Source organism: Sphingobacterium sp. Lzh-3, assembly GCF_046764375.1.
Taxonomy (GTDB): domain Bacteria; phylum Bacteroidota; class Bacteroidia; order Sphingobacteriales; family Sphingobacteriaceae; genus Sphingobacterium.
Genome location: NZ_CP177226.1, coordinates 1,448,367 through 1,471,884 on the forward strand (window position 1 = coordinate 1,448,367; position 23,518 = coordinate 1,471,884).

Consider the following 23,518-nt stretch of genomic DNA (forward strand, 5'->3'; position numbering starts at 1 on the left):
GAGTGAATTTTATTCGGTTTGTACATGAATGGTTATTTTATGGAGTGCTTGGATATCAGCGAGCATGTTGACGTATGCTAATGCTGTATTTTTATACGTTCCACTATAGTATTTATCTTGTATATCTTTAGGTTCAAAGCTTAGTTTAAGGCCATAATTATGACTGATGATGTGAAGTACATCTTGCAATGGGAGGTTTTTAAAGATCAGCTGTCCGCTAGTTTTTAAGTAAGACCCCCTTTTGCTGGATTGAGAAGTATTGACTCGGGTTTCGGCAATGATCTGTTGTAGCTTGCGATCAATGCTGATTTCTTCGTTGGGTTGAAACTGTAGATTTAAGGTCTGTTTATTTTCAGGATGCTGATTGCTTTTGACTTCAATACGGCCTTCATAGAGTTTTATTTTGGTAACCGCACTGCCACCTTCTTCCACACTGAAAACAGTGCCAAGTGCGGTTGTTGTCAAATCTGCCGTATGAACGCGAAAAGGCTTTGTTTTATCCTTTGCTACCGTAAATTTGGCTTTACCTTTTAATTGGATTTCTCGCGCGCTAATCGTTGTGAAATCTGAACTGAATTTTACTTCAGAATTGGGGTATAGGTCGATCGTAGAACCGTCTGGAACTGCAATTTGTTGAATGGTATTACCTGAATTGATATAATATAAATTACTTGGTTGCTCCTGCAGTGTTGGCTGGACTTTCTTAGGGTTACGATATGCGGTGGTATGTTTAGGAGAATCGATTTGGTTTAATCCCAGCCAGGCTCCTATTCCAATGAAGAAGATAATCGCCGCATATTTTAACCAGCTGAAACGATCTTTATTTTTTTGCCCTATTTGTTTGAAAATATGCGCTTTTATTTCCTTTTGGTTTTTAAAATCCGAATCCACCTCATATGCTTGCCATTCCGTTTCCGGCATAAAATCCTCCCAATAAAACTCGTTATTGGCCAGCGCATTTTCTACTGCGGCAATTTCTTCCGCACTGGCTTTACCGCTTAGGTATTTGTCGATGAGTGTTTTTGTAATCTTCATGTATAAAGATTACGATTGAAAATGAGGTACCCCCCAAAGAAATTAAAAAATAATTTGCACCAGCATACTGAACAGTAAAGCCTTTCGAATGGTTTTTAGTGCTAGTGTCAATTGGTTCTCCACAGTTTTCGTCGATATGGCCAGCTTGTCCGCAATCTCCTTATGTGAAAGATTAGAAAACCGGCTTAGCATAAAAATCTCCTTGCGTTTCTCCGGTAGTTTATCGACAATTTCATGAAGTGTGGATGTAAGTTGTTTGGCATAAAAATCATCCTGAGGACTATGGCGCAAGACAAATGTCTGATCGTGATCCAGAAGTTTCTTTCGATTATACTCCGCCTTGACCAGATCGATCACCACAGTTCGGGTGATACAGAAAATCTGGGATTCTACGGTGGCATCGATATTTTTGTCACGCATATTTTTCCAGAGTTTGATAAATACACGCTGTACAGTTTCTTCGGCTAGGTAAGAAGATTTGGTTTTATGGATTGCATATTGGTATACTTTGGAACTCCATAGGTCAAAATATTCCTCGAATCTTCGAACGATAAGCGCATAATTGATTTCCATAGTGTAGGCTTGGAATAAATGAATTTAGCGATAATGCGCTTTCACTCCAAGTTTTTTAAAAAATATTTTGCCTCCTTTCTTAGTGGATGAGATTTGTTTTCTGAATGATCTTCGACGTGTGGTTATAGACTCTCAATTTGATATTAGTTCCTTGATCGGATTGTATTTATACTATTATACTGTATTTATACCCCTTCTTGGGTGTTTGATACGGGTGTTTGTAAGACTGAATTTGGACTGGCATAAAGTTTGAATTTTACCCAGCTGTAATAAAATAGAGTTTTCACATTAACACATCGACGTATGAAAAAATTAATTCAAACACTGGGACTAGGTATGCTTATTTTAACGGTATTAGTAGGTTTTACATCATGTAGCAAAGACGATGATCCGGCCGACAACGATCTTTTTGTTGGTAAATATGAAGGCACGATCTCGTATGATGATATAAATAACAATGACAATGATGTTGCCGCTGCAGAAGGGACAGTTACCGTAACAAAAGTTGGCGATACCTATAATTTCGCTTTTGGTAATGGCATTCCAAATCTCAACGGCGTAGACTTTGAAAAAAAGGATAACGTCTTGGTCAACATTGGTTCGGCAGGTACAGGAGTTATCCGTATTGATGCCGGTAAATTGACAATTGGTTATACAAAAGACAGCAAGGTATGGACGGCCAATTGTAACCGGAAATAATACTACGAAGAATAGAAAGTGCCTGTTTATCAAGTGAATGTTATAGCATTAACATTTTATAACATTATTTTTTAAACGATTAGCTGTACGATACTGTTCTATTAATAAACAATAAAAGGAAAATAATTATGAGCGAATTAACATGGAAAGGCCGTTGGAACGAAATCAAAGGTAAGGTAAAACAACAATATGCAGATCTTACTGATGATGATTTATTGTATGCCGAGGGTAAAGAAGACGAGTTGGTTGGTAAACTTCAAAAGAAGACCGGTAAAACACAAGATGAGGTAAATAAGTGGTTAAATGATTTGTAGGTTTAGTATTGTGTGATAAGAAAGCGGATAACAGTATTGTTATCCGCTTTTTTTATTTAAGGCCATATCACTCTCGAGGCTTTTAAGCATTTTGAATTCCTATTGTTTTGGATAGATTCTTTTCTTTCCAAGTCCCCGATTGAGCATTTTATTTTTTGCTTTGAATAGCTTTTTATCCAATAGGTTTCTTTTTGTTAAAATTGAAACGGCGAGCAATGCTAAATCCCCAACGGAATTGTCCCTTACCCCAAGAGCTATTTGTTTCGCTAATAAACTGAGATTCTTGTATTGCGGTGGCATTGGTAAAGTTGAGATGGAAGATATGGCCTCCGGTATCCATTTCCAAACCGACACCTAATGCATTATAGTAATGCTGTCCGCTTACATCTTCACGGTATTTTTTGTTCGCCGACTTTCGGAAAGGTAATGTATAGTCTGCTACTAATGCGATCCTATTGCTGACCTTGGCCCGCCCACCAATACCAAGAGCGAATACATCATTCTGATCGCTATAAGCTGTATAGTTTCGGTGAAGATAGGTTGGGACTACAACAAGCGATAGATTTGAGCTAAATTTACGGGCAATGATGAGCTGCGTCACATAACTCAATCGGTCATTGAAGTCTTCAAAGCTTGCTGCCGAAGATTTATCCGGGCTGGCTTCCATGGCAGATAGGGTTGTACTTCCAAAAAAAGCAACGGAAACAGGTACATTATTGTCGACCGTCTGTTCGATAAATCGGTATTTCACATTCCCCTCAAAGAGTTGTCTGACCTCTGTTGCACCCTTCGCGCGAGCGATTCCAATGTTTAGATTATCTAATAGACCGTAATCAAAACCGATTCGGATGTCGGTCGAATTATCGAGACCGAAGAAATTCTTCCCTCCACCGGCGCTGCCTGCGATATCGCCAAAACGGTGATCTACTCTAAAGTCCATTTCACGTCGGTGAATTGTTTCTGTTGTTTTGAGGTTGATCAGGTTACCGGATTTAAAGGTTGCAGTGACTTTTTCATTTTTAACCCCATCGATATGGATTAATTTATCAAGGTCTTCCTGAGCAAATAACTTTGTGGAAATAAAGCACAGGAGTATAAATGGCGTTTTTCTCATTTGCAATGAATTCGAGTAATTATGGTTTGTAGGTCGCATCAACGGTTATTTTTACTACTTCAGCAATTTTTTTTCCGACAATGGAAGGAATAGAAATTTTGTGATCGGCGAGTTTTACCTGAAAACTTGCAACAGCTTTTAATGTCCCATCTTTAACAATAAATGCAGCCTTGGTGCTGTAAGGTTTGGTAACCCCATGGATCAGAAGTGTGCCCGTTACGTTCAGCGTATAGTTGCCGTCCTTTGTCAATTTCTCTGCATTTTCTACTTTACCTTTAAATTCTGATAGGGGGTATCGATCACTTTCCATGTAATTTTCATTGAAATGCTCTTGCATGAGCTTTTTGTCAAATTGAAAAGATGTATTTTTTACCCGAAAGATGATATCTCCGCTTTGGAGGTTCATAGCCGAAGCGCCCAAGATACTTTTGGCTTCGATATCCTCCAATGGTGCATTACTGAAAAAGCTGATGCTGGTCTCTTTTGAAACAAGAGAAGCCTTTTGTTGCGCAAATGTCTTCATATTAATAAGCAGCATAAAGAGCGCTATATAAATGTTGATTTTGTTCATAGGTATAACATTAATTTTCAGGTGAATTTCTCTTAATCCATGCATCCAGCAGTTCTATTTCTTTTGCTGTGAGTGAGCCGCCCAGTGGCATGGATTTGGCCACCAGTACTGCATTGTTGATCTGTGCAATATTATCTTTGACAGAGGTATAACCACTGAACGTCCATCGTCCACTGGCCGAACGTCCTGCTGCGTGGCATGAACTACATTTCGTTTCAAAGAGTGCTTTAGAAAAATTCGTATAGGACACATTCTGGACTGTCACCGTTTCAGTTCCGTTATCTGGATTGGTCGTAAGTTCTTGTGCTTGCTTTTTGGTACAGGCCGAGAACGAGAGAACCGTTAAGGTCAAAAGTGAAATAACAAAGTAACGATGTGCGCCGAGGCAAGGATCTGTCGTTTTTAGATTTTGTTCCATAAGTTTGAATAGTTAGTCTTGACTTAGTTAGCAGGAGCAACGGCTGTGTTCTCATTTACGATTGGCCAAACACCCACGCGTGGGAAACTTATTCCTTTGTTGTCTCCGCGTTGTATATCCTGGCCGAAGTAATATAAGGGCCATCCTTTGAAGGTTAATTGTTTCTTTCCATAGACGGTAATGACAGCAATGTCAGCTGTACGAACAAGGGAAGGCAGAGCTCCCGTCTCTTTTTGAAAGATAGGCCAGGTCGCATCATTACTGAAATCTGCAGCAGTATAATTGTTTTTGTTGTATTTGTCAGGTTTAAAGGCATACAAGGTTCTGCCCTTATCATCTGTCAGATAAATTGTTTTTCCGGTTCCTTCGGTGTAGTCACCTAAATAGTTTTTAGTATCGTGTCCAATAAGTTGTGCATTGGCCACCATGAGTAAATAATCTGGTTTGGCCACGTACCATATTTTATTGACAGCATCTCCTTTCACCTGACCAGATTGACTATCGCCTGCATAGTAGTAAAGAGGCCAGCCTTTATATGTGCTTTGTTTGGAACCATCTTCACGTGTTATTTCACCGAGCAGGCTTTTGTCAATTTTCAGGTCTGTACTTGTTTCGCTGCTGTAATAAACCGGCCAGGTGGCTATACAATTACCGCTGCAGGTTGAAGTTCCTTTTGTATCATTCGAAAAAAAATAGAGTGTTTTGCCGTTGGCATCGGTCAGAATATTGCCAAACTGTGTATTGGCAGACATTTGCACGCCCTTGTTTTTATGTTCGACATTGCCAGGCTCACCATCGCTTTTTGAACATGCAGAAAACATCGCTAAGGTCAATAGACCAGCTATAAAGGTTGATTTGACTTGTTTTTTGTTTGATTTCATAACTGTATGTTTTTAGAATATTGTCTTGATATTACGTTGACCTAAGAGGAATGGTTGCTTCAAAATCGCGTTGAAAAAATATATTTTTTGGAGGCAACCTTTCTGATTATCTACTCGTATTAGACTTAATACTATATTTATCAAAAGAAAGAAGCAATAGCGAGTGGCGATAACAGAAGTTGACGAAAAATCTATCCATATTATTAAAGGATGTATTGATGAGGACCGCAGGGCCCAGAAAGATCTTTATACCATCTACTACGCTATGTCTTTAGGGATATGTCTGCGCTACGCGAATCACAGAGAGGATGCCATAAGTATTTTAAATGAAGGCTTTTTCAAGGTTTTTAAAAATATCAGTAAATATGATTTCCAGAAACCTTTTTCCATATGGATCAAAAAAATCATGACAAATACCGCAATTGATTTTTATCGAGCAAAGATTAAACAGGGCATTTTGGTCGATGTATCCATGTATGAGCATACCATTGTTGAAGATGATAGCATCAGTCAAAAGTTAAACTATGAAGATTTATTGGCCATGGTACAGCAGCTTCCACCTGCCTACAGGACAGTATTCAATCTCTATGCGATCGATGGTTATGGACACGAAGAAATTAGTGGCATGTTGGGTATTGCCATTGGAACATCAAAATCTAATCTGCATAAGGCACGCGGCCGACTGGCAGAAATGGTGGAAGTTCAAGGTGTAAAATTTGGTAAAACTGAAGAGAAAAGATGATGGAAAAGGATAAGAACAAGATTGACGAGCTATTTAAGGAGGGCCTAAGTGATACTAACTTTGACTTTGATGAATCACATTGGCAAGATATAGAATCGCGGTTAGACAGTGAAAGACGTTCAAAGAGACACAAGATAGTCGTTTTAATGACCCTGGCAGCCACGCTCGCTGCGGTTTTAACTATCTTTTTTATTTGGAATAGCGCGTTATTTAAATCGAATAATTTACAAAGTGAAATAAATGAGGCCAGTATTTTGCCGAAAAAAGAGCTTCCGGAGAGCAAAACTGTTCAACCCGGGGAGAATTCGCTAGACGAAACCATACGGAATCATGGCGGGATTGTATTTGAACCGAGTAAACGCGCGGACAATCCACATCTGATACCGAATGCAACCGTGGTACTGCAGGATATTGGTTTAACAAAGATCGCTGAAGTAAATCCGATATGGGTGCAAGAAAGAAAGCTGAACACGCTAGTGACAATTCCACGCATGGACTATAACAATCAGAGATTGCCTCATTTCAACTTAAGAGAAGAACCGATTGAAGGGCTAGGGGAGCGTCTGGCAGCCATCTATCAGCCTAAAGAAGGTATCGGATCCCAAGGAAAGGAAAAAGAACGTTCGGTTGTAAGTTTCTTGGCGGGACCAGATCTCACAAGCGTGCGTGGAGCAGGCAAATCCTCACTTAGTGAGAATATCGGTTTGGCCTATTCTCATCCCCTTACAAAAGGATTAAGTGTGTCTGTGGGAGCCACCTATGCTAAAAAGAATTATAAGTCAGCTTATAAATTTTATGCGCCATCAAATCCACCCGAAATGACGCAATTGCCGAGCAATGTGAGTGCGGTATGTGATGTTATTGATGTACCATTGACTGCAAGTTATACGGTATTGAAAAGTAAAAAAGTAAAGTTTAATGTTAGCGCTGGACTTTCGAGCTATTTTATGCTAAAGGAAAAATACACTTTTGATTATGAAAACGGAGGTAGTTACGGCGGATCTCAGAAAAGTGCCGTCTATGAAGTGAATGGAGAGAACCAGCATATCTTCGGTGTTGCCGATTTTTCGATCTCTATTGAGAAGAAAATCAATGATAAAATTAACATCGGTGTAAAACCTTTTGTTAAAATGCCATTGACAGGGATAGGCTACGGAAATGTGGACCTGGAATCTAAAGGGGTGGCTTTTACCTTGGGAATGAGCTTGTAATTCCGATATATTCCATCGATGATGAACAGTTAAACCTATGTTTAGCGAGCTTGTACCCTGTTACTAGCCTGTTTGTCCCCCGCGAAAAAAATTGGTGCCTGATCTGTCTGATCAGGCAAATAAGTACGCTTTCTGATCAGGCAAATAAGTACGTTTCTTTTTTACCGTATATCGTCATTCACTTCAAAATGCACAGAAAATTAGACTTCTATTTCATTTTAATGTCCTGTACGTATGCGAACAATTCGGTTAATAACTGTTCGCATACGTACATTTCGTTTTTTTGAAGAAGAGCTTAGATCGCCCATAATGAGCTTTAAAAGGCATAAATGAACCTTGGGGCCAACTGGTATGGTCTTTGGCACGGAGCTATTAAAATTGATCGTATGTTCTTTATGCATTTTGAAGTTTACTTTTTCATTTCAGTCATTCAGCGATTTTTGCTGGTTATTGATCTAAAATCCGTGGGCAACAAGCATTTGAAACGATCGTTTTGAGTCAACAGATAAGCAAGGTAAAAAAAACACAAAAAAGAGATAGTATGAAAACTCTCGTAAAAACATTCACAGTAGCAGCTTTAATGGTCGTATCAACATTTGCTATGGCAGCTGAAGGACCAGGGGCAAAATCAAGCCCGGTCATCGTTAACCTATCAACCGCAGACTTTGCGCTAGAGCACTATGTTGCCGTGATCACGGAAGGTGAGTCGGCTGGAATAGAGCAGCTGTTTGCTGAGGATTTTAATCTAAAGGTCCAAACGGGAACCTTAAAGTCATATAGCCGCGAAGCTGTAGTTAAATCCTTGAAAAAGCAAAAAAATATCCACCTGAATTGTGCGGTTAGCACAGATGTAGTTGAACAGTCTACAGATTATATGGTGGCTAGGGTTACGTTGAAATTTGAAAATTTCACCAAAACCGATCTTGTTACCTTAGTGCGTGAAGGTAAAGATTGGAGAGTATCCAAATCGATCAATTCCTATAAATAGAAGCTGATAATTTGGGGCTAGCTTAGTGATGGCGAAAGCTGACCGCTAGTGAATCACATGTTTATAAATTTAGATTAGAAGCCACGTCGCGAGACGCGGCTTTTTTGTATGATCACAAATTTTTATGATCGTGCATTTGTTTTTTTAAGTTTTAACGCTAAATTGTCCTTAAAATGAATCAGGAATCGAATTGCCCTTGCTGGTTTGCAAAGGCCTAACCTATAATCTAAACAACAATGAGTAATAGCAATCATCCAAATTTAATATTGATACATCGTTTCTTTGATGCCTATGCAAATAATAATGTCGCGGAGCTTAGCGAAGTTTTTCATCCTGATGTAAAATGGCATATCCCGGGTGCACACCCGTTAAGTGGCACAAAGGTAGGAGTGACGGGAATCGTTGATTATTTGGCTAAATTGGGGAAATATAACTTTCAGGCTGAGGGCATCGTTATGGGCGTTAGTGAAGAGCATGTCATTGATTGCCACCGTAATTGGAGCAACGATGAAGATGGTGAGGGCTTAAACAATATGTCCTGCTTGCTTTGGAAAATTGAAGATAATAAGATAAAAGAAGTTTTTAATTTTCCGCAGGATCAACATGTAGTTGATGCTTACTTTAATCGTAAATTCAAAGAGCAATAATGTCTTTATTTAAAGAAATCAAGAAAACGAAAAGTTAGTCATTCTTACTTATCTTGTTTTTAATCGTTAAATCAAAGCCATTATTCCTTACCCTATCTTTAGTAGCGTAGTAAAATGGATAAATACTATGATAAAAGAGCAGTTACAGATACACTATCAAAAAGCTGCTGAGTTTGAGCTGCGCGTTCACTTATGGCAAGCACTAAGCTCACTAACTACCGGGTGTTCAAAGAAAAGCTCAATAATGTCCCGAAGGGAAAGTCGATAGACTTCAAAGGACAAACAAGCCAATCCCTTCAAAGGTCTAAGAACAAAGAATTTTAAATCCAAAGCTACTCTACTTTTAAGCTCTCGACCGGATTAGCTTTTGCAGCGGCGATTGCTCTGGTACATAGGGTTAGGATAGCAATAACCAGTGCGATGACCCCTGCGCTTACAAGTATCCACCAGCTGACCGAAATGCGATAAGCGAACTCTTGCAGCCACTGATTCATCAATAGCCATCCCAGTGGCAGTGCAATCAACAGAGCTATACCGACCAATTTAACCATATCAGAGCACAGCAGATAAACGAGGTTGCTTAATGTTGCGCCTAATGTTTTGCGTATACCAATTTCTTTTATCCGCAATTGAATAGCGAATGTGATTACACCGAACAGCCCTAAACAAGCAATAGCGATAGACAACAAGGCAAAAATTAAAAGAATTTGACCCTGTTTTATTTCTGAATTGTATTGATGTCCAAAGGTCTTATCTAAAAAGGTGTATTCTAAAGAATAATCGGGGACATAGTTATTATAAACTTTGTTTATATGCGAAAATCACTGTTCGATTGTGAACAATATTGTTCGCTAATGAACGGGAAGACGATTACATCGCTTACCTGTCACTTCTTATGACTTCAGTTCATCTTTTTGTCGGCATTTAATAGGGTGTACGCATGTGAACAATATCGCTATAAACTGTTCGCTTGCGTACAGCTACTTTTTCTGAAAAAGATATGGAATATCCTTTAAAAAGTCATAGAAGCCGTTATTGAACTCACAGGCCAACTGGTATGGTATTTGGCACGGAGCTAATAAAATTGATCTTAAGTTCTTTATGCATTTTGAAATTCACCTTTTCATTTCAGTCATTCACCGAGTTTTACCCGTTGTTGATCTAAAGTCTGTGAGCAAGAAGCATCTAGAGTAGTAATTTTGAATCAACAAATAAGAACAAAAACCATCATGAGTATCGATGGAAATGCTCATGAACTAAAACAATAAAATTAAGATATTATGAAAACGCTAGTAAAAACAATCGCAGCAGCAGCCTTAATCGCAGTTTCCACATTTACTATGGCAGCTGAAGGCCCCGGATCAAAATCAGCAAAAACAAACGTTAACTTATCAACAGCAGACTTTGCTTTAGCGCACTATGTTGCGGTAATGACTGAAGGTGAGTCGGCTGGTGTAGAGCAACTGTTTGCCGAAGATTTTAACCAAAAAATCCAAACGGCAAACTTGACGTCAAATAGCCGCAGTGAAGTGATTAAGTCCTTGAAAAAACAAAAAGGCGAGAAGCTAAACTGTACAGTGGGTACAGACGTCCTTGAAGAATCCGCAGATTATATGGTGGCTAGAGTGACCTTGAAATTTGAGGATTTTACAAAGACTGATCTAGTGACTTTTGTCCGTGAAGGAAACGACTGGAAAGTATCTAAATCGATCAATTCGTATAAATAGAAGTCATTCTAATTCAATATATAGGTTGTAGAGCCACATTGCAAGATGTGGTTTTTTTATGCTATTGCGAACAGTATATTTTTTTGGCTTTCACGTATGAAATGCGATCTAAAAAGCCGTCTAGTTATTCGTGAATATTTCGTGAATATACTAGTCAGTATTGCTTTTTTTGGGACATATGCTTACTTATGCTTGGAACCAAGTTATCTTATAATTACGTGTTTTCTTGCTGTTTCTTTGCTTTTTTACCAATGAAACAGCAACTAAACACCAAAGAATCACCAAAGAATCACCAAAGAATCGGCAAACAAAGCCCAAACCAAGTCCAAAGAAGGCCCGAACAAAGACCAATGAAACAGCAATTAATCACCAAAGAATCACCAAAGAAATAGCAAGCAAAAAACAACAAATAAGGGTTCTGCCAGTCACCGGGATTCGTAGATTGTTGGTCTAAATTCCATAGGCTAGCGGCATATTGACCGCCAGTTTTGCATCAACAAAGGGTATATAAACTAACACAATAGAACAAAAAGATAATATGAAAACAATTGTAAAAACATTCACAGCAGCAGCTTTAATCGCCTTTTCGTCAGTTGTCATAGCAGCTGAAAAACCAGAAAAAGTTAGTGTTAATCTTTCTACAGCAGATTTCGCTTTGCAGCATTATGTTGCTGTAACGACAGCTGGAGAAACTGTTGGTCTAGCGCAGTTGTTTGCGGAAGATTTTATCCAAAAAATCCAGGCTTTCAAGACGCAGACCTATGGACGCCAGACTTTGATTAAATCGTTGAAGAAACAACAGGGTGAAATTTTAAATTGTAAAACGCATATCAAGATCGTTGAAAAATCCGCAGATTATATGATTGCAAAGATTGTATTGAAATTTGATGGTTTCAGTATGACTGATCTGGTGACTTTAGTTTATGAGAATGGCGGTTGGCAGGTGTCCAAGTCAGTCCATTCTTATCAATAAGAGCTAGGTTTTTATTTTTTCTTCTTGGCTCCATTATTGTATAAATTCAGTTGCCGGTAGAGCAATGAAATAGTGTGTTTTGTTTTAAATAGTCGAAACGAAGCAAGTATGAGACGGAAATTACCGAATGTGCTTGGAATTCTTTAGTTTTGAATACACTAGTTAGGGATAACCCTATTGTCTCCTCGGCAAAGGAACGTTTGGAAAAATTCAGAAATACGGACGAATAATGATATTGAAAGAAAGAATCGGTCACAATTACCTGAAATACCTTTTTACTGGGACGCTTTCGGCTTTATTGGTAACAGGCTATGCACAGGAAGTGGGGAAACAGCAGAAAGAAAAGAAAGAGAAACAACAGCAACAGCAAAACAGTGTGCAAGGTGGCGGCGGAGAGGTTCAGACTATGGATTCCATTGATGTCGTACGCGACTACCGGCCTATGCTGGCCGATGCGGTTAAGGTGCGCCGCAGTCCGGATATGACGCATATCAACCGCGATGCTATCGAGACGGAGCTACGCCAGATTGCCACAGCTACCTATTTAGCACAACAAAAATACAAACAGGCCTATTATCACGAATTGATGAAACGGCACCCAGACGCTTCGCAAAGTAATATCGATAATTATCGCATCAGCTATCTGGCTTACGGCGCCGGCGAATACAAAAGAGCAAGTGGTATGTTGGAGGCCATAAAACCTTCGGATGCCTTTTATCAGGGGGCGATCATGACATTAGGCCATATCGCTCTGGAGACTGGCGACAAGCAAACGGCACGAAATGCTTTTGTCAAAGCGACAAAACTGGATTTAGACCAGCAAGTGAAAGCCGATGCGCTGTTTAACTATGCTAAAATCTTGCTTGCAATGGACTCCACCCAGGCTGCACAAAAAGTCCTCGAAAAATATATCGCCCAAGAAGTGAAACCTGTCGATCCGGGTTCAAAAAGAAAGGAAAGTGCCGAAACACTATCCGCTGAAATTCTACGTGGAACGACCAACTTCCATGCCGGCGTTAGTATGCTGGAATCGCTAAGGGAGCGGGGGCGGGAAGTCAATGCGATCTATCAAAAGGTAACTTACTACCGCGGTCTGGAGTTTTATAACGAACGCGCTTTCGAGAATAGCATATCCATGTTTATGCGATCGGAAAAGTTTCCTATCAATGCCGAAATGGCCGCTCTTGCAACCTATTGGAAAGCAGAGGCAATGTATGAGGTGCGCAAATTTGGCGAAGCGGTAGAAAACTTCTCTCAGTTCCTAAGCCTGCCCGATGCGCGGAATAGCAACCTGTATAATTATGCCAATTATGGATTGGCTTATGCGGCCTACCGAAACAACCGTTTTGAGCTGGCGGCCGATTATTTTGAACGCTTTCTGACCGCTGGCGGAACCACAGTGGATCAGAATATACGGTATGATGTCATTGCTCGCCTAGGTGATTCGTATCTGTGCCTTCGCAACTATGGGCGGGCCAACAGATACTATGATCAGCTGATCAACAGCAAAGCACCCAATCAGGATTATGCCTTATTCCAGCGCGGTATCTTATTTGGTCTGCAAGGTAACAACGAAACCAAGCTCAGTACGCTGCGGTCCGTTCTGAAGCAATTTCCATCTTCGAACTACGCGGATGATGCAGCCTTTGAAATTCCTTACACTTATTTCACGATGGGTGATTATGGCCGTGCGATCGAAGGACTACAGGCAATGGTTGAAAAGTACCCTCGCAGTAGTTATATTCCGCGTGCCTTAATGACGATTGGGCTCGTGCAGTACAATAACGATGAACCTGAAGCGGCGAAGGCCACCTTCCAAAAAGTAGTAGAGAAATACACCAGAACTGCTGAAGCCGAGCAGGCAATGCGTTTTATTGAAAATATCTACCTTGATCAGGGGGATGCTTCGAGTTATATACGTTACGCTGTCGGTACCAATGTCAGTAATCTGAGTCCTGCAGAGCTAGATAACATGGCTTTCCAGGCGGCTCAGTCGCTATTCGCCCGAGGCGAATACGGAGCGGCTGTAGAAGCGATTAATGCCTATTTTGATAAATTTCCAAAACCCAGACAAGAAAAATTTGCCCGTTATATCCGTGGGGTGAGTTCGTACCGTACGGGGCACCCACAGGAAGCATTACACGATCTAAATATTATTCTGAACGACTGGACGAGCAAGTATTCAGAGAATACCTTGCTGACAGTGGCTGCGCTCTATCTGGATCTTAAAGAATACAATGAGGCTATTGTGCATCTTAAAAAATTGGAACTCAATGAGGAATATAAAAAGAACTATGGCTACGCGGTAACGAACCTGATGGTGTGTTACTTCGAACTCGGCGATATGGAGCAAATGGCCAAGTATGCGAGCCTGATTAAGAATTATCCTGGTGCAACACAGGAGGAAATTGCTAAGGCACATTTATACAGTGGAAAAGCTTTATTGAAAGAAAAGAATGTAGCGTCTGCTACGAAAGAGTTCAGCCTGGCTGCGCTGAAAAGCCAATCGGCGATCGGCGCGGAGGCCCGTTACCGTGTGGGACAATTACAGTATGATAACAAGGAATACGATAAAGCGCTGGAAACAGCTTTTGATGTAATCAACAATAGGGCAGCACAAGAATACTGGGTAGCCAAGAGCTTCTTATTACTTGCCGATGCCTATGCGCGCAAAGGCAATGCCTTTCAGGCGAAGAGTACATTGAAAAGTATTATTGATAACTACGAAAAAAATGATGATATCGTCCCATCAGCGAAAGAACGCTTGCAGAAATTGAAGTAATACCCCGTCTTGAATTCGGGATCTTTATTATTTTGAGGATTTCTTTTTTTTCAATGCGGTTAAATAGTTTTATTTTAATCGATCTATAATGGCTGATATTTGTTAGTTTTAAAAACTAATTAATCTTTAATCCATGTACAGACTCATTTTCTTTTTTACCTGTTTTTTCGTTTTCAGTATTTGTCGTGCTCAAAATAAAGAAGTGAACAACTTGGTTGATCAATTTATCGATACCTTGGCAACCCATTCTTTTATGCGTAGCAAAGTTGATTTCGATAAATTACGTAGAGAGACGAAGTTAAAAGCAGTTGCTATTGATAAAATCGATTCGTTATTGCCGACATTTAAAAATGTAGTTTCCGAATTAGAAGATCATCACTCTCGAGCCATGCGCGTCGAAGATACGACCGATGAATTAGCATTGATCAAAATGATCGCTAATACAACATATGAACAAGAAGGTATGTCCCCGCTCAATTTTCAGCATCACATGATCGAAGGTAAGTATGCATACATTAATGTTCCTGGAGTACTACTAGAACACAGACGTTACCTCAATACCCTACAGAAACAAATGCGTGAACTGGATGATAAACAACCCAAGGCCTGGATTATTGATTTAACTGAAAATGACGGCGGTAGTTTTGTGCCCATGGTTATTCCTTTCCATAGTTTAATTGACACCAGCCAGACTTTTTCTTATTTTGATGGGACGCGGGATAAAGATGGTAATGAGATTCTGGTAGATAAATTTCAAATTCCTCAAAATGGTTTATATATAGACAATAGCATAGAAGCCAAATACTGTAAATTTGATACAGTGCAGGGGCAGCAGCTTAAAAATAATAAAATACCAATTATCGTTTTGGTTTCAGAACTTACAGCAAGTTCCGGTGAGATCACTGCGAGTCATTTCTTGGGGCAAAAGAACGTCACTGTCATCGGAACAAAAACCTGTGGTTTAACTTCAGCTAATGAGCTTTACTATATAAACAAAGGTTATTCTGTTAATTTAATGACAGCATTGCTTCATGATCGAAAAGGGAAATCTTATGCTGTTGGCGAAGGCATTGATCCGGATATCCTGATTGATGTAGTTTACCCTGAAAAAATCAACACTTTTAAAGAACGTTATCATTTTATAAAAGAACAAAAACCAGTATTTGTTAATAAGGCACTTGAGCTTTTAAAAGCCAAAGGTATTTAATTGTAATGGACAAATTTAAATTGGTTTTATGTAATATTTTTTTGTGAGTCTTATCGTAGGAGGTCTTTTTTGAATGGTCTATTAATCCTAATAATATACACGAAAGAGACTCTATATGGTTAAGGTATGCCGTTGACAATCCTAATTTATTTATCACTGAACTAGAAAGAGATTATTAAACGATCAGACGATTACAATAGCTTTTTTGCTAATCAGATTTTATAAAAGAGAAAAGTAATGTTTCTCATTTCTGCCATTTATCTTCGCTATTCAGCAAATTTTTCATTTTGCTAGTTTAAAGCTCCTAGAAGAGAAATTTAGTGTGACACAGTCCTTAGTCATCAAATAAGAACAGTTGCCATCATGAGCAAGGATGGAAGATCCAAAATCGCTCCATCAAATATAAAAAACTATGCTCCTGTCCCAATTTTGTACAAAAACGAACCTTTTTTGAACAAATCAATACCCTAGCGGAAATCTGCTGTGGCTATTTTTGTGTCGTCCCATTAGATCAATTTGATTTAAATAAGACCAATATAGTATAGAATACAATAACCAATAACCAATAGACTTGAAAATATGTTCAAAAACGAAATGATAAACAAACAGCTATTCTCAAATTGGATAATAAATTTTTTTTTAACGCTTTTATTGTGCACTTCTGGATTGCTTGGTTTTTCTCAAAAAAATAAAGGGAAAAGCGGTTCGGGCAACACCGGGTATATTTTATTAAAGCCAAAATACGATGGTCATTCAGTCTTGCGCAATCCTTTAAATGGTTGGGTAATGTATGCTCCCCGTAATGCCGATGATACGTATTGGGATATCGAATATTTTGTGCCAGCATTGGGTAAAAAGGTAAAGGTCATTGATTATGCTTCGGCATGTTATGTACGCACGAGCTGGTCTTCGCTGAATCCCAGTGACGGTGTTTATGCCTGGGAAGATCCAAACTCTAAAATAGGAAAGCTCCTTAAAGGCGCACAAACGAGAGGGTTGCCCATAGCGCTCCGTATTGTGGTAGATGGTCGCGACCAAGGTCAAAATACACCCAAATTTGTGTTCGACCTCGGAGCCAAATATTATTTGGAAAATGAAAATCATCCCGATAGGCAAACACCTTATCCTCAGGATGCGGTATTTAGAAAATACTATACCAAATTTATCACAGCTTTGGCCAAGGAATTTAATGATCCTGAAAAGACCTCTTTTATTGATGCCTATGGCTTGGGGAAATGGGGCGAAGCACATTATGTTGTTTATGAAGACCCCAAAATGGCGACACCCGAAAGTACTGAAAAAATAAAGGAAGAAACCCTGGACTGGGTGACCAGCTTATATGCTAACACATTTACAAAAGTTCCTTTGGTTATCAACTACCATCGTCTGGTCGGTCATCCCGAAAGTTGGGGCGCAGTCAACCCGAATAGTGAACGCTTATTGGATAAAGCTATTGATAAGGGGTATAGCCTTCGCCAAGATGCTTTTGGCATGACTGGCTATTACCAGAATTGGGAAAAGGATTTTGCCAAGAAATGGAATTTTAAGCGTCCTATCATTATGGAAGGAGGCTGGATTATTGCCCCAGGTAAGCACCGTTATTGGACAGACCCCAGTGGAAAATATAGAGAAGGTCATGACGAGGATGTGAGGAAAGGTGAGTTCGACCTGTCGGCCGAAGCCCATGTCAATATGATGGACTTTAGAGCGGGGGGAGAAACTGAATCCTGGTTTAAGTCCTTTGATTTGGTTCAACGGTTTATTACAGAAGGTGGCTACCGTGTATATCCAGACCAAATCAACCTCCCTCAAGATATCAAGTCGGGAAAGATAGCGCAAATCGCCCATCGTTGGCAGAATATGGGCTGGGGCTATTTACCTAATAATATTCCACAATGGAACTACAAATATAAAGTTGCTTTTGCACTGTTAGATGCCAATGGGAATGTTAAAAAGATTTTTGTAGATCGTCAGAGTGAACCGTCTGCTTGGTTGAAAGGTACTGCTGCGAGTTATAAATTAATTGCAAAAGTAGATCTACCTTCAGGGATATATAGCTGGGCAGTCGCCATTGTTGATACGACCAAGGAAAATAAGCCGGCAATTCAACTTGCCCTTGATGGAGATTTGACGGCTCAGGGTTGGACAAAGCTTTCGGCATTGCAGGTAAAATAGAAAATTTTATTAACAACTAACACCTATTATGATAAAGCTGATCAATCTATCTTTGATATTGTCCCTTTTTTTTAGCCTGATAACCTCCAACCTTGTTGCACAGCAAAATATGGCCAATGTGTATGGTAGGCGAGCTCAATCCTTAAATGGAAAGTGGGACGCTATTGTAGACTTATACGACCAGGGAAGAAAAAACCAAATCTATCTGAATAAAAAAGCCGAAAACAAGACTGATTTTTATGAATACGCTTTCGAGAATGGGCTCCGTTTAAATGTACCTTCAGATTGGAACAGTCAAATGCCTGAACTTAAATATTACGAAGGTACCATCTGGTATGGGCGTAAGTTCGATGTAGTGAAAGAAAATAACGAAAGGTTGTTCTTGTATTTCGCTGCGGTAAGTTACCGTTGTCGCATATATCTCAATGGACAAGAGATTGCACAACATGAAGGTGGTTTTACCCCCTTTCAGATTGAAATAACAGATGCAGCTAAAGAAAACGATAATTTTTTGGCAGTTGAGGTAAATAATAGCCGGCAGGTTGATGCCATTCCGGCAATGGCCTTTGATTGGTGGAACTATGGCGGTATTACCCGAGATGTCTTTTTGGTAAGCACGCCAAAAGTTTTTATCGATGATTATTTTGTGCAATTGGACAAAACCAAAGCCGATAAAATCAATGCGAAGGTCAAACTTTCGGAAACGATGGCCAATTCCTCGGTAACTATCGAAATACCGGAACTACAACTAAAACAAACGCTTAAAACAGATGCTCAGGGGGAAGTAAAAACTTCATTCCTATCGAGAAAAATCAAACGTTGGTCGCCTACTGCACCCAAACTGTATAACGTGAAGATTTCAACGCGCGACGATCAAATAGAAGAGGAAATAGGTTTTCGCAATATTTGGGTAAAAGGGGAAGATATCTTCCTGAATGGCGAAGCTATTTTTCTCAAGTCCATTTCATTTCATGAGGAAATACCTCAGCGCAAAGGTCGTGCTTTTTCACAGGCAGATGCAGTGATGCTGCTTTCAGAAGCGAAAGCTTTGGGCTGTAATATGATTCGTTTGGCGCATTATCCACAAAATGAATATATCGTGAGAATGGCCGAAAAAATGGGTTTCTTGTTGTGGGAAGAAATTCCCATTTGGCAAGGCATCGATTTTGAAAATGAATCGACCAAAGAGAAAGCCGGTAAAATGATGCGGGAAATGGTTGCTCGAGACAAAAATCGTTGCGCACTAGCTTTTTGGGGAGTAGCCAATGAAACCCAACCATCCGAGCCTAGAAATGCTTTTATCAGGCATTTGATTGCTACATGCAGAGGCATTGACACGACCAGGCTTATAACCGCTGCTTTTGATCTTGTTCGTTTCAATAAGGAGAAGGAAACCTTTGTTATGGATGATCCTTTTACGAAAGAATTGGACGTCGTAGCTGTTAACAAATATTTAGGCTGGTACCACTCCTGGCCAGTTTCTCCTGATAAAGCAGTATGGGATGTGGCAAAAGGCCAGCCTTTAATTATTTCTGAATTTGGAGGCGAGGCGCTGTATGGCAAAACGGGCGAAAAGGATGTCGTCAGTTCCTGGAGTGAAGATTACCAAGCGACTTTGTACAAAAACAACCTCGAAATGTTTAAGCATATTCCAAACCTGCGCGGAACTTCACCTTGGCTGCTATTTGATTTCCGTTCGCCGTTCCGTTTTCATCCGACCAACCAAGATGGCTGGAACCGCAAAGGATTGATCTCAGACCAAGGCTACCGAAAGAAAGCCTGGTTTCTGATGAAACATTATTATGATAATAAATAAGACTTCAATTACGAAACCGAGCTTAAAGAGGAGTACCACAGTGACACAATTTTTTCGATGCCTACAAAAATAATATACTGAAAAGAATGAAAGCACCTAAACTATCGAAACACAAAATGGATAAATACAGGATAAGCATTTATAAATACTTTAAAATGATGTGTCTAATGGGGCTTTTGCTGCAGGTAGCCTTGTTAAAGGCTCAAGATGCTATCGATTTATCAGGCACTTGGGGGTTCCAGACGGATGTGATGGATTTCCGTAGAGGCTCGCTGTCCCCCCGCTATAATCATCTTTTGCAAGAAACAATTAAGCTTCCCGGTATTACCGATGATTATCAGATAGGCTATAAAAATCCCTATAAATATATCGACCGTCTGACCCGAAAATACGAATACATGGGACCGGCATGGTACCAACGTGATATTGAAATCCCTGCCGAATGGAAAGGGAAAAAAATATTCCTATACTTTGAGCGTACCCACTGGTTGAGTTCAGTTTTTATAGATACCAAGGAAGTCAGCAGTATCGATTATGTAAGTGTACCCCACAACCACGATCTGAGCTCATTTGTAAAGCCCGGAAAGAAGCATCGCATGACCATTTGTATCGATAACCGGTTTCAATATAATACACACAAATGGGATCATGCGCATACTGAATTTACACAGATTAACTGGAACGGTATTCTAGGAGAAATAAAACTGCTGGCCATAGACCCAGTTTATCTGGAAGATCTTCAGGTATATCCAACTATAGCCGATCAGTCCATAAAAGTAAAATTACGGGTAAATAATGCGACCAAAAAACAGGTAAAGGGCAAAGTGTCTTTCGTCATCGAGGGAACAAACTACAGCCTTAAGGATGAAGTTGCACTGGTAAGTACCGATTCGGTGAACTTCGTAGAGACCACTATTCCATTAGGTAAGCATATCAAATTGTGGGATGAGTTTAACCCAAACCTCTATCGTATAAATTGTCAACTGAATACCTCTGACGGCAAAAACAGCTATCGGCATGAAAAGGCTACCACCTTTGGTATGCGTGAAGTAAAACAAGGAAAAAACCATGTACTGCTCAATAATCGTCCCATCCATCTAAGAGGCAATGTAGAAAATGCAGTGTTTCCAAAAACAGGCCATGCTCCGCTCGACGATGCCTCTTGGGAACGAATCATGGTGCTGATGAAGACGTATGGCATGAACCATTTACGATTCCATTCATGGTGCCCGCCGGCGGCGGCCTTTCGCATGGCAGACAAACATGGAATATATTTTGAAGTGGAAATGCCTATGTGGGGCAAAGATGCCGAACCCGACGAGTCTAGATATAACTTCTTCCGTAGGGAAATTAAAGCTATTTTAAAAGAATATGGCAACCATCCTTCTTTTGTTCTGTACTGCAACGGAAATGAAATTACCGGGAATTTCGACTTTATCGAGGAGCTGACTGCCGAAGGCAGAAAAGCTGATCCCCGCCATCTTTACAGCGGTTCTACGGCAAGAACACGGGTTAAATCAGATCAATATTACGTTTCCCAGCAAACCAATAAAGGGCCGGTGAAGGTGTACGAAGGTCTGCCCGGTACCGATTGGGACAAGAATTTGGAATCTGATGTCGATGTGCCCGTCATTTCACACGAGTCAGGGCAACGTTGTATTTATCCAAATTTTGATGAAATAAAGAAATATGCCAACAGTCCCGTAGAGGCCCGCAATTTTGAAGTATTTAGCGATCTATTACAAAAAAATGGCATGTTGGACCAAGCAAAGGATTTCTTCAGAGCATCTGGTGCGTTGACCGTGCTGGAGTACAAAGCCGTGATCGAAGCCCTGTTGCGATCAGGTAAATCGGCCGGTTTTCAGCTTTTGTCGATGAATGACTTTCCGGGACAAGGGTATGCGCCCGTGGGGATCTTCGATCCTTTCTGGGATTCGAAAGGATTGGTAACAGCAGAAAAATTCAGCGAGTTTTGTGCGCCAACGGTCGCTCTACTGCGCTACGATAAAAGCAGTTTTTTCAACACAGAAACATTTCGGGGTAAAGCCGAGGTATATAACTTTAGCAATTCTGCACTTGAAAATGCGAAAATTAAATGGTGGTTGACCGATACCGCTGGCAGCGTATTGAAAAAGGGAACGCTGAAAAGGCAAACCATTGCCAACGAAAATGTATCGCCGGTAGGTGAATTTGAGATTTCCCTAAAAAATATCAGCACCCAAAAAGTTACGGTTCATCTTGCGGTAAACGATAGCATTAAGAATAGCTGGGACATTTGGGTATATCCAAAGCATCAACATCTGATGCAGTCTACAGCTAATGTATTGTACACCGATGTCTACGATGATGCTGCAAAAAGGCAGTTGGCCCAGGGTAAAACCGTGGTTCTTTATCCTTCTCCAGACCAGATGAAAGGTCGAAAGTCACTGTTTCACAATCATTTTTGGAACCCCATTATGTTTGCATGGGCACCGATGACCATCGGCAACCTGGTTCATCATAAGCAGGCCATGTTTAATGATTTTCTTACTTCATACCATACCGATTGGCAGTGGTGGGATATCCTGAACCATGCAAAAGTAATTGAAATGCAACATGCACCACAACAACTGCGTCCCTTTATACAGGTCATCGACAGCTACGACAACAACCAGAAATTGGGTATTGGTTTTGAAGCCAAACTGCACGGCGGGAAATTGCTGGTACTGGCATTGGATACCAAAAATGATATGGATAACCGTCCCGCTACCCAACAATTGTTGTACAGTATCGATAATTATGTAAAAAGTGAGAAATTCTCGCCGCAAGTGGCTGTGGACGAAACTTTTATTCAATCATTTTTAGAGAAATAAGAAAGATTTACACAATGGTAAGAACAATGATATTATCTATGATGACTGTTTTTTTTGGTCAGCCCCTCATGGCACAGGAAATTAGGTTGGAAGAGAAAGCGTCTGTAAACCAGGTTTATAATAAGGCTATCGAGGCGGAAAATGTATTATCCTTTAATGATTTGGACATCGAATCGGGTTATGTACTTTATCAGACCGAGATAAACACTGATGCGGAAAGCGAAGAGCTGGAATTGGAAAACGTACGCGATTATGCCGTGGTCTATGTCGATGGTAAGGTACAGGGTAGCCTGACAGATAAGAGTAAAAAACTAGCCATCAAAGCAAATCCAGGCAAACACTTGCTTCAATTTTATGTCGAGAATATTGGTCGGATCACTTACGGACCAGAAATTACAGATAATTCAAAAGGGCTGTTTGGCACCATTACTTTAGACGGAAACGACCTTCAAGACTGGGAAATGATCCCCTTAACGGTGCGTAATTATCCACTGAAGGATTTGGTTTTTGAACAAAGATCAGCTAATGACAGCCCCGGTTTTTACAAAGGTCAGTTCGAACTCAATCTGTCCGGAAACAAGTATCTTAATATGACAGGATGGGGAATGGGCGAGGTCTGGTTAAATCAAAAATATTTGGGATCTTACTGGGAGGAAGAAAAACAGCAGTCGATGTTAATTCCTTCGGAGGATTTAATACCCGGAAAAAATGAACTTGTAATCTTCGAACTCAAAAATAATCAGCAAAAGAAGATAAGTTTGTCCCCAACGCCTGTTTTTAAGTAAATTGGTAC

21 protein-coding genes are annotated in these 23,518 nt (G+C 40.1%); 14 read left to right on the forward strand and 7 right to left on the reverse strand.

The features are described from left to right. Positions 1-9: 9 nt before the first annotated feature. Positions 10-1,035 carry a FecR family protein gene (locus ACLCDV_RS05880; RefSeq protein ID WP_411973123.1) on the reverse strand — a complete coding sequence of 342 codons (1,026 nt, stop codon included), beginning with the start codon at positions 1,033-1,035 and terminating at the stop codon, positions 10-12. A gap of 42 nt (positions 1,036-1,077) precedes the next feature. Continuing rightward, positions 1,078-1,608, reverse strand: a complete 531-nt coding sequence (locus tag ACLCDV_RS05885; protein WP_317668094.1) for a sigma-70 family RNA polymerase sigma factor — start codon at positions 1,606-1,608, stop codon at positions 1,078-1,080. Between the two features lie 303 nt (positions 1,609-1,911). Between ACLCDV_RS05885 and ACLCDV_RS05890 the strand changes: the two genes are divergently transcribed. Both ACLCDV_RS05890 and ACLCDV_RS05895 read left to right on the forward strand, forming a co-directional pair. Then, entirely contained in the window at positions 1,912-2,307 is a 396-nt protein-coding gene (locus ACLCDV_RS05890) for a hypothetical protein (RefSeq protein WP_317668092.1), read from the forward strand. Positions 2,308-2,435: 128 nt separating this feature from the next. After that, positions 2,436-2,621, forward strand: a complete 186-nt coding sequence (locus tag ACLCDV_RS05895) for a CsbD family protein (protein WP_046672091.1) — start codon at positions 2,436-2,438, stop codon at positions 2,619-2,621. A 172-nt stretch (positions 2,622-2,793) separates the two neighbouring features. Here the strand turns inward: ACLCDV_RS05895 and ACLCDV_RS05900 are convergent, their stop codons facing one another. From ACLCDV_RS05900 to ACLCDV_RS05915, 4 genes are read right to left on the reverse strand one after another with little or no spacing between them, the layout of a single operon-like run. After that, positions 2,794-3,735, reverse strand: a complete 942-nt coding sequence (locus tag ACLCDV_RS05900) for a DUF5777 family beta-barrel protein (RefSeq protein ID WP_411973124.1) — start codon at positions 3,733-3,735, stop codon at positions 2,794-2,796. Positions 3,736-3,754: 19 nt separating this feature from the next. Beyond that, a complete protein-coding gene (locus tag ACLCDV_RS05905; protein ID WP_411973125.1) occupies positions 3,755-4,306 on the reverse strand; it encodes a YceI family protein in 552 nt (183 codons plus the stop codon). 10 nt (positions 4,307-4,316) lie between these two features. After that, positions 4,317-4,724 (reverse strand): c-type cytochrome, encoded by a 408-nt coding sequence (locus tag ACLCDV_RS05910; RefSeq protein WP_411973126.1) that lies wholly within the window; start codon positions 4,722-4,724, stop codon positions 4,317-4,319. A 23-nt stretch (positions 4,725-4,747) separates the two neighbouring features. Then, on the reverse strand, positions 4,748-5,605 hold the full coding sequence (locus ACLCDV_RS05915; RefSeq protein WP_411973127.1) for a hypothetical protein: 858 nt from the start codon (positions 5,603-5,605) through the stop codon (positions 4,748-4,750). Positions 5,606-5,768: 163 nt separating this feature from the next. Between ACLCDV_RS05915 and ACLCDV_RS05920 the strand changes: the two genes are divergently transcribed. From ACLCDV_RS05920 to ACLCDV_RS05935, 4 genes are all read left to right on the forward strand, one after another. Next, complete coding sequence (locus tag ACLCDV_RS05920; RefSeq protein ID WP_120335478.1) at positions 5,769-6,347, forward strand: RNA polymerase sigma factor; 579 nt, start codon at positions 5,769-5,771, stop codon at positions 6,345-6,347. After that, a complete protein-coding gene (locus ACLCDV_RS05925; RefSeq protein ID WP_411973128.1) occupies positions 6,344-7,558 on the forward strand; it encodes a hypothetical protein in 1,215 nt (404 codons plus the stop codon). The genes ACLCDV_RS05920 and ACLCDV_RS05925 overlap by 4 nt, the downstream gene beginning before the upstream one ends. A 541-nt stretch (positions 7,559-8,099) precedes the next feature. Next, entirely contained in the window at positions 8,100-8,546 is a 447-nt protein-coding gene (locus tag ACLCDV_RS05930) for a nuclear transport factor 2 family protein (protein ID WP_411973129.1), read from the forward strand. A gap of 236 nt (positions 8,547-8,782) precedes the next feature. After that, the gene (locus tag ACLCDV_RS05935) at positions 8,783-9,193 is read left to right on the forward strand and encodes a nuclear transport factor 2 family protein (protein WP_411973130.1); all 411 of its coding nucleotides are present in this window, start codon (positions 8,783-8,785) and stop codon (positions 9,191-9,193) included. A gap of 332 nt (positions 9,194-9,525) precedes the next feature. Here ACLCDV_RS05935 and ACLCDV_RS05940 read toward each other — a convergent pair whose 3' ends face one another. Then, positions 9,526-9,882, reverse strand: a complete 357-nt coding sequence (locus ACLCDV_RS05940; protein WP_411973131.1) for an ABC transporter permease — start codon at positions 9,880-9,882, stop codon at positions 9,526-9,528. Positions 9,883-10,473: 591 nt separating this feature from the next. Between ACLCDV_RS05940 and ACLCDV_RS05945 the strand changes: the two genes are divergently transcribed. The 8 genes from ACLCDV_RS05945 to ACLCDV_RS05980 all read left to right on the forward strand — a co-directional run bounded on the left by ACLCDV_RS05945 (position 10,474) and on the right by ACLCDV_RS05980 (position 23,510). Then, positions 10,474-10,920 carry a nuclear transport factor 2 family protein gene (locus ACLCDV_RS05945; RefSeq protein WP_333626736.1) on the forward strand — a complete coding sequence of 149 codons (447 nt, stop codon included), beginning with the start codon at positions 10,474-10,476 and terminating at the stop codon, positions 10,918-10,920. A 538-nt stretch (positions 10,921-11,458) separates the two neighbouring features. Then, complete coding sequence (locus ACLCDV_RS05950; RefSeq protein ID WP_411973132.1) at positions 11,459-11,893, forward strand: nuclear transport factor 2 family protein; 435 nt, start codon at positions 11,459-11,461, stop codon at positions 11,891-11,893. 229 nt (positions 11,894-12,122) lie between these two features. Beyond that, positions 12,123-14,675 carry a tetratricopeptide repeat protein gene (locus tag ACLCDV_RS05955; RefSeq protein WP_411973133.1) on the forward strand — a complete coding sequence of 851 codons (2,553 nt, stop codon included), beginning with the start codon at positions 12,123-12,125 and terminating at the stop codon, positions 14,673-14,675. 202 nt (positions 14,676-14,877) lie between these two features. Then, on the forward strand, positions 14,878-15,882 hold the full coding sequence (locus ACLCDV_RS05960; protein WP_317668083.1) for a S41 family peptidase: 1,005 nt from the start codon (positions 14,878-14,880) through the stop codon (positions 15,880-15,882). 786 nt (positions 15,883-16,668) lie between these two features. Continuing rightward, entirely contained in the window at positions 16,669-18,057 is a 1,389-nt protein-coding gene (locus ACLCDV_RS05965) for a DUF4832 domain-containing protein (RefSeq protein ID WP_411973134.1), read from the forward strand. 28 nt (positions 18,058-18,085) lie between these two features. Further along, a complete protein-coding gene (locus tag ACLCDV_RS05970) occupies positions 18,086-19,873 on the forward strand; it encodes a glycoside hydrolase family 2 protein (RefSeq protein WP_248933179.1) in 1,788 nt (595 codons plus the stop codon). A gap of 86 nt (positions 19,874-19,959) precedes the next feature. Beyond that, positions 19,960-22,725, forward strand: coding sequence for a sugar-binding domain-containing protein (locus tag ACLCDV_RS05975; RefSeq protein ID WP_411973135.1), 2,766 nt, complete (start codon positions 19,960-19,962; stop codon positions 22,723-22,725). A 38-nt stretch (positions 22,726-22,763) separates the two neighbouring features. Then, positions 22,764-23,510, forward strand: a complete 747-nt coding sequence (locus tag ACLCDV_RS05980) for a hypothetical protein (protein ID WP_248933182.1) — start codon at positions 22,764-22,766, stop codon at positions 23,508-23,510. Positions 23,511-23,518 lie beyond the last annotated feature (8 nt).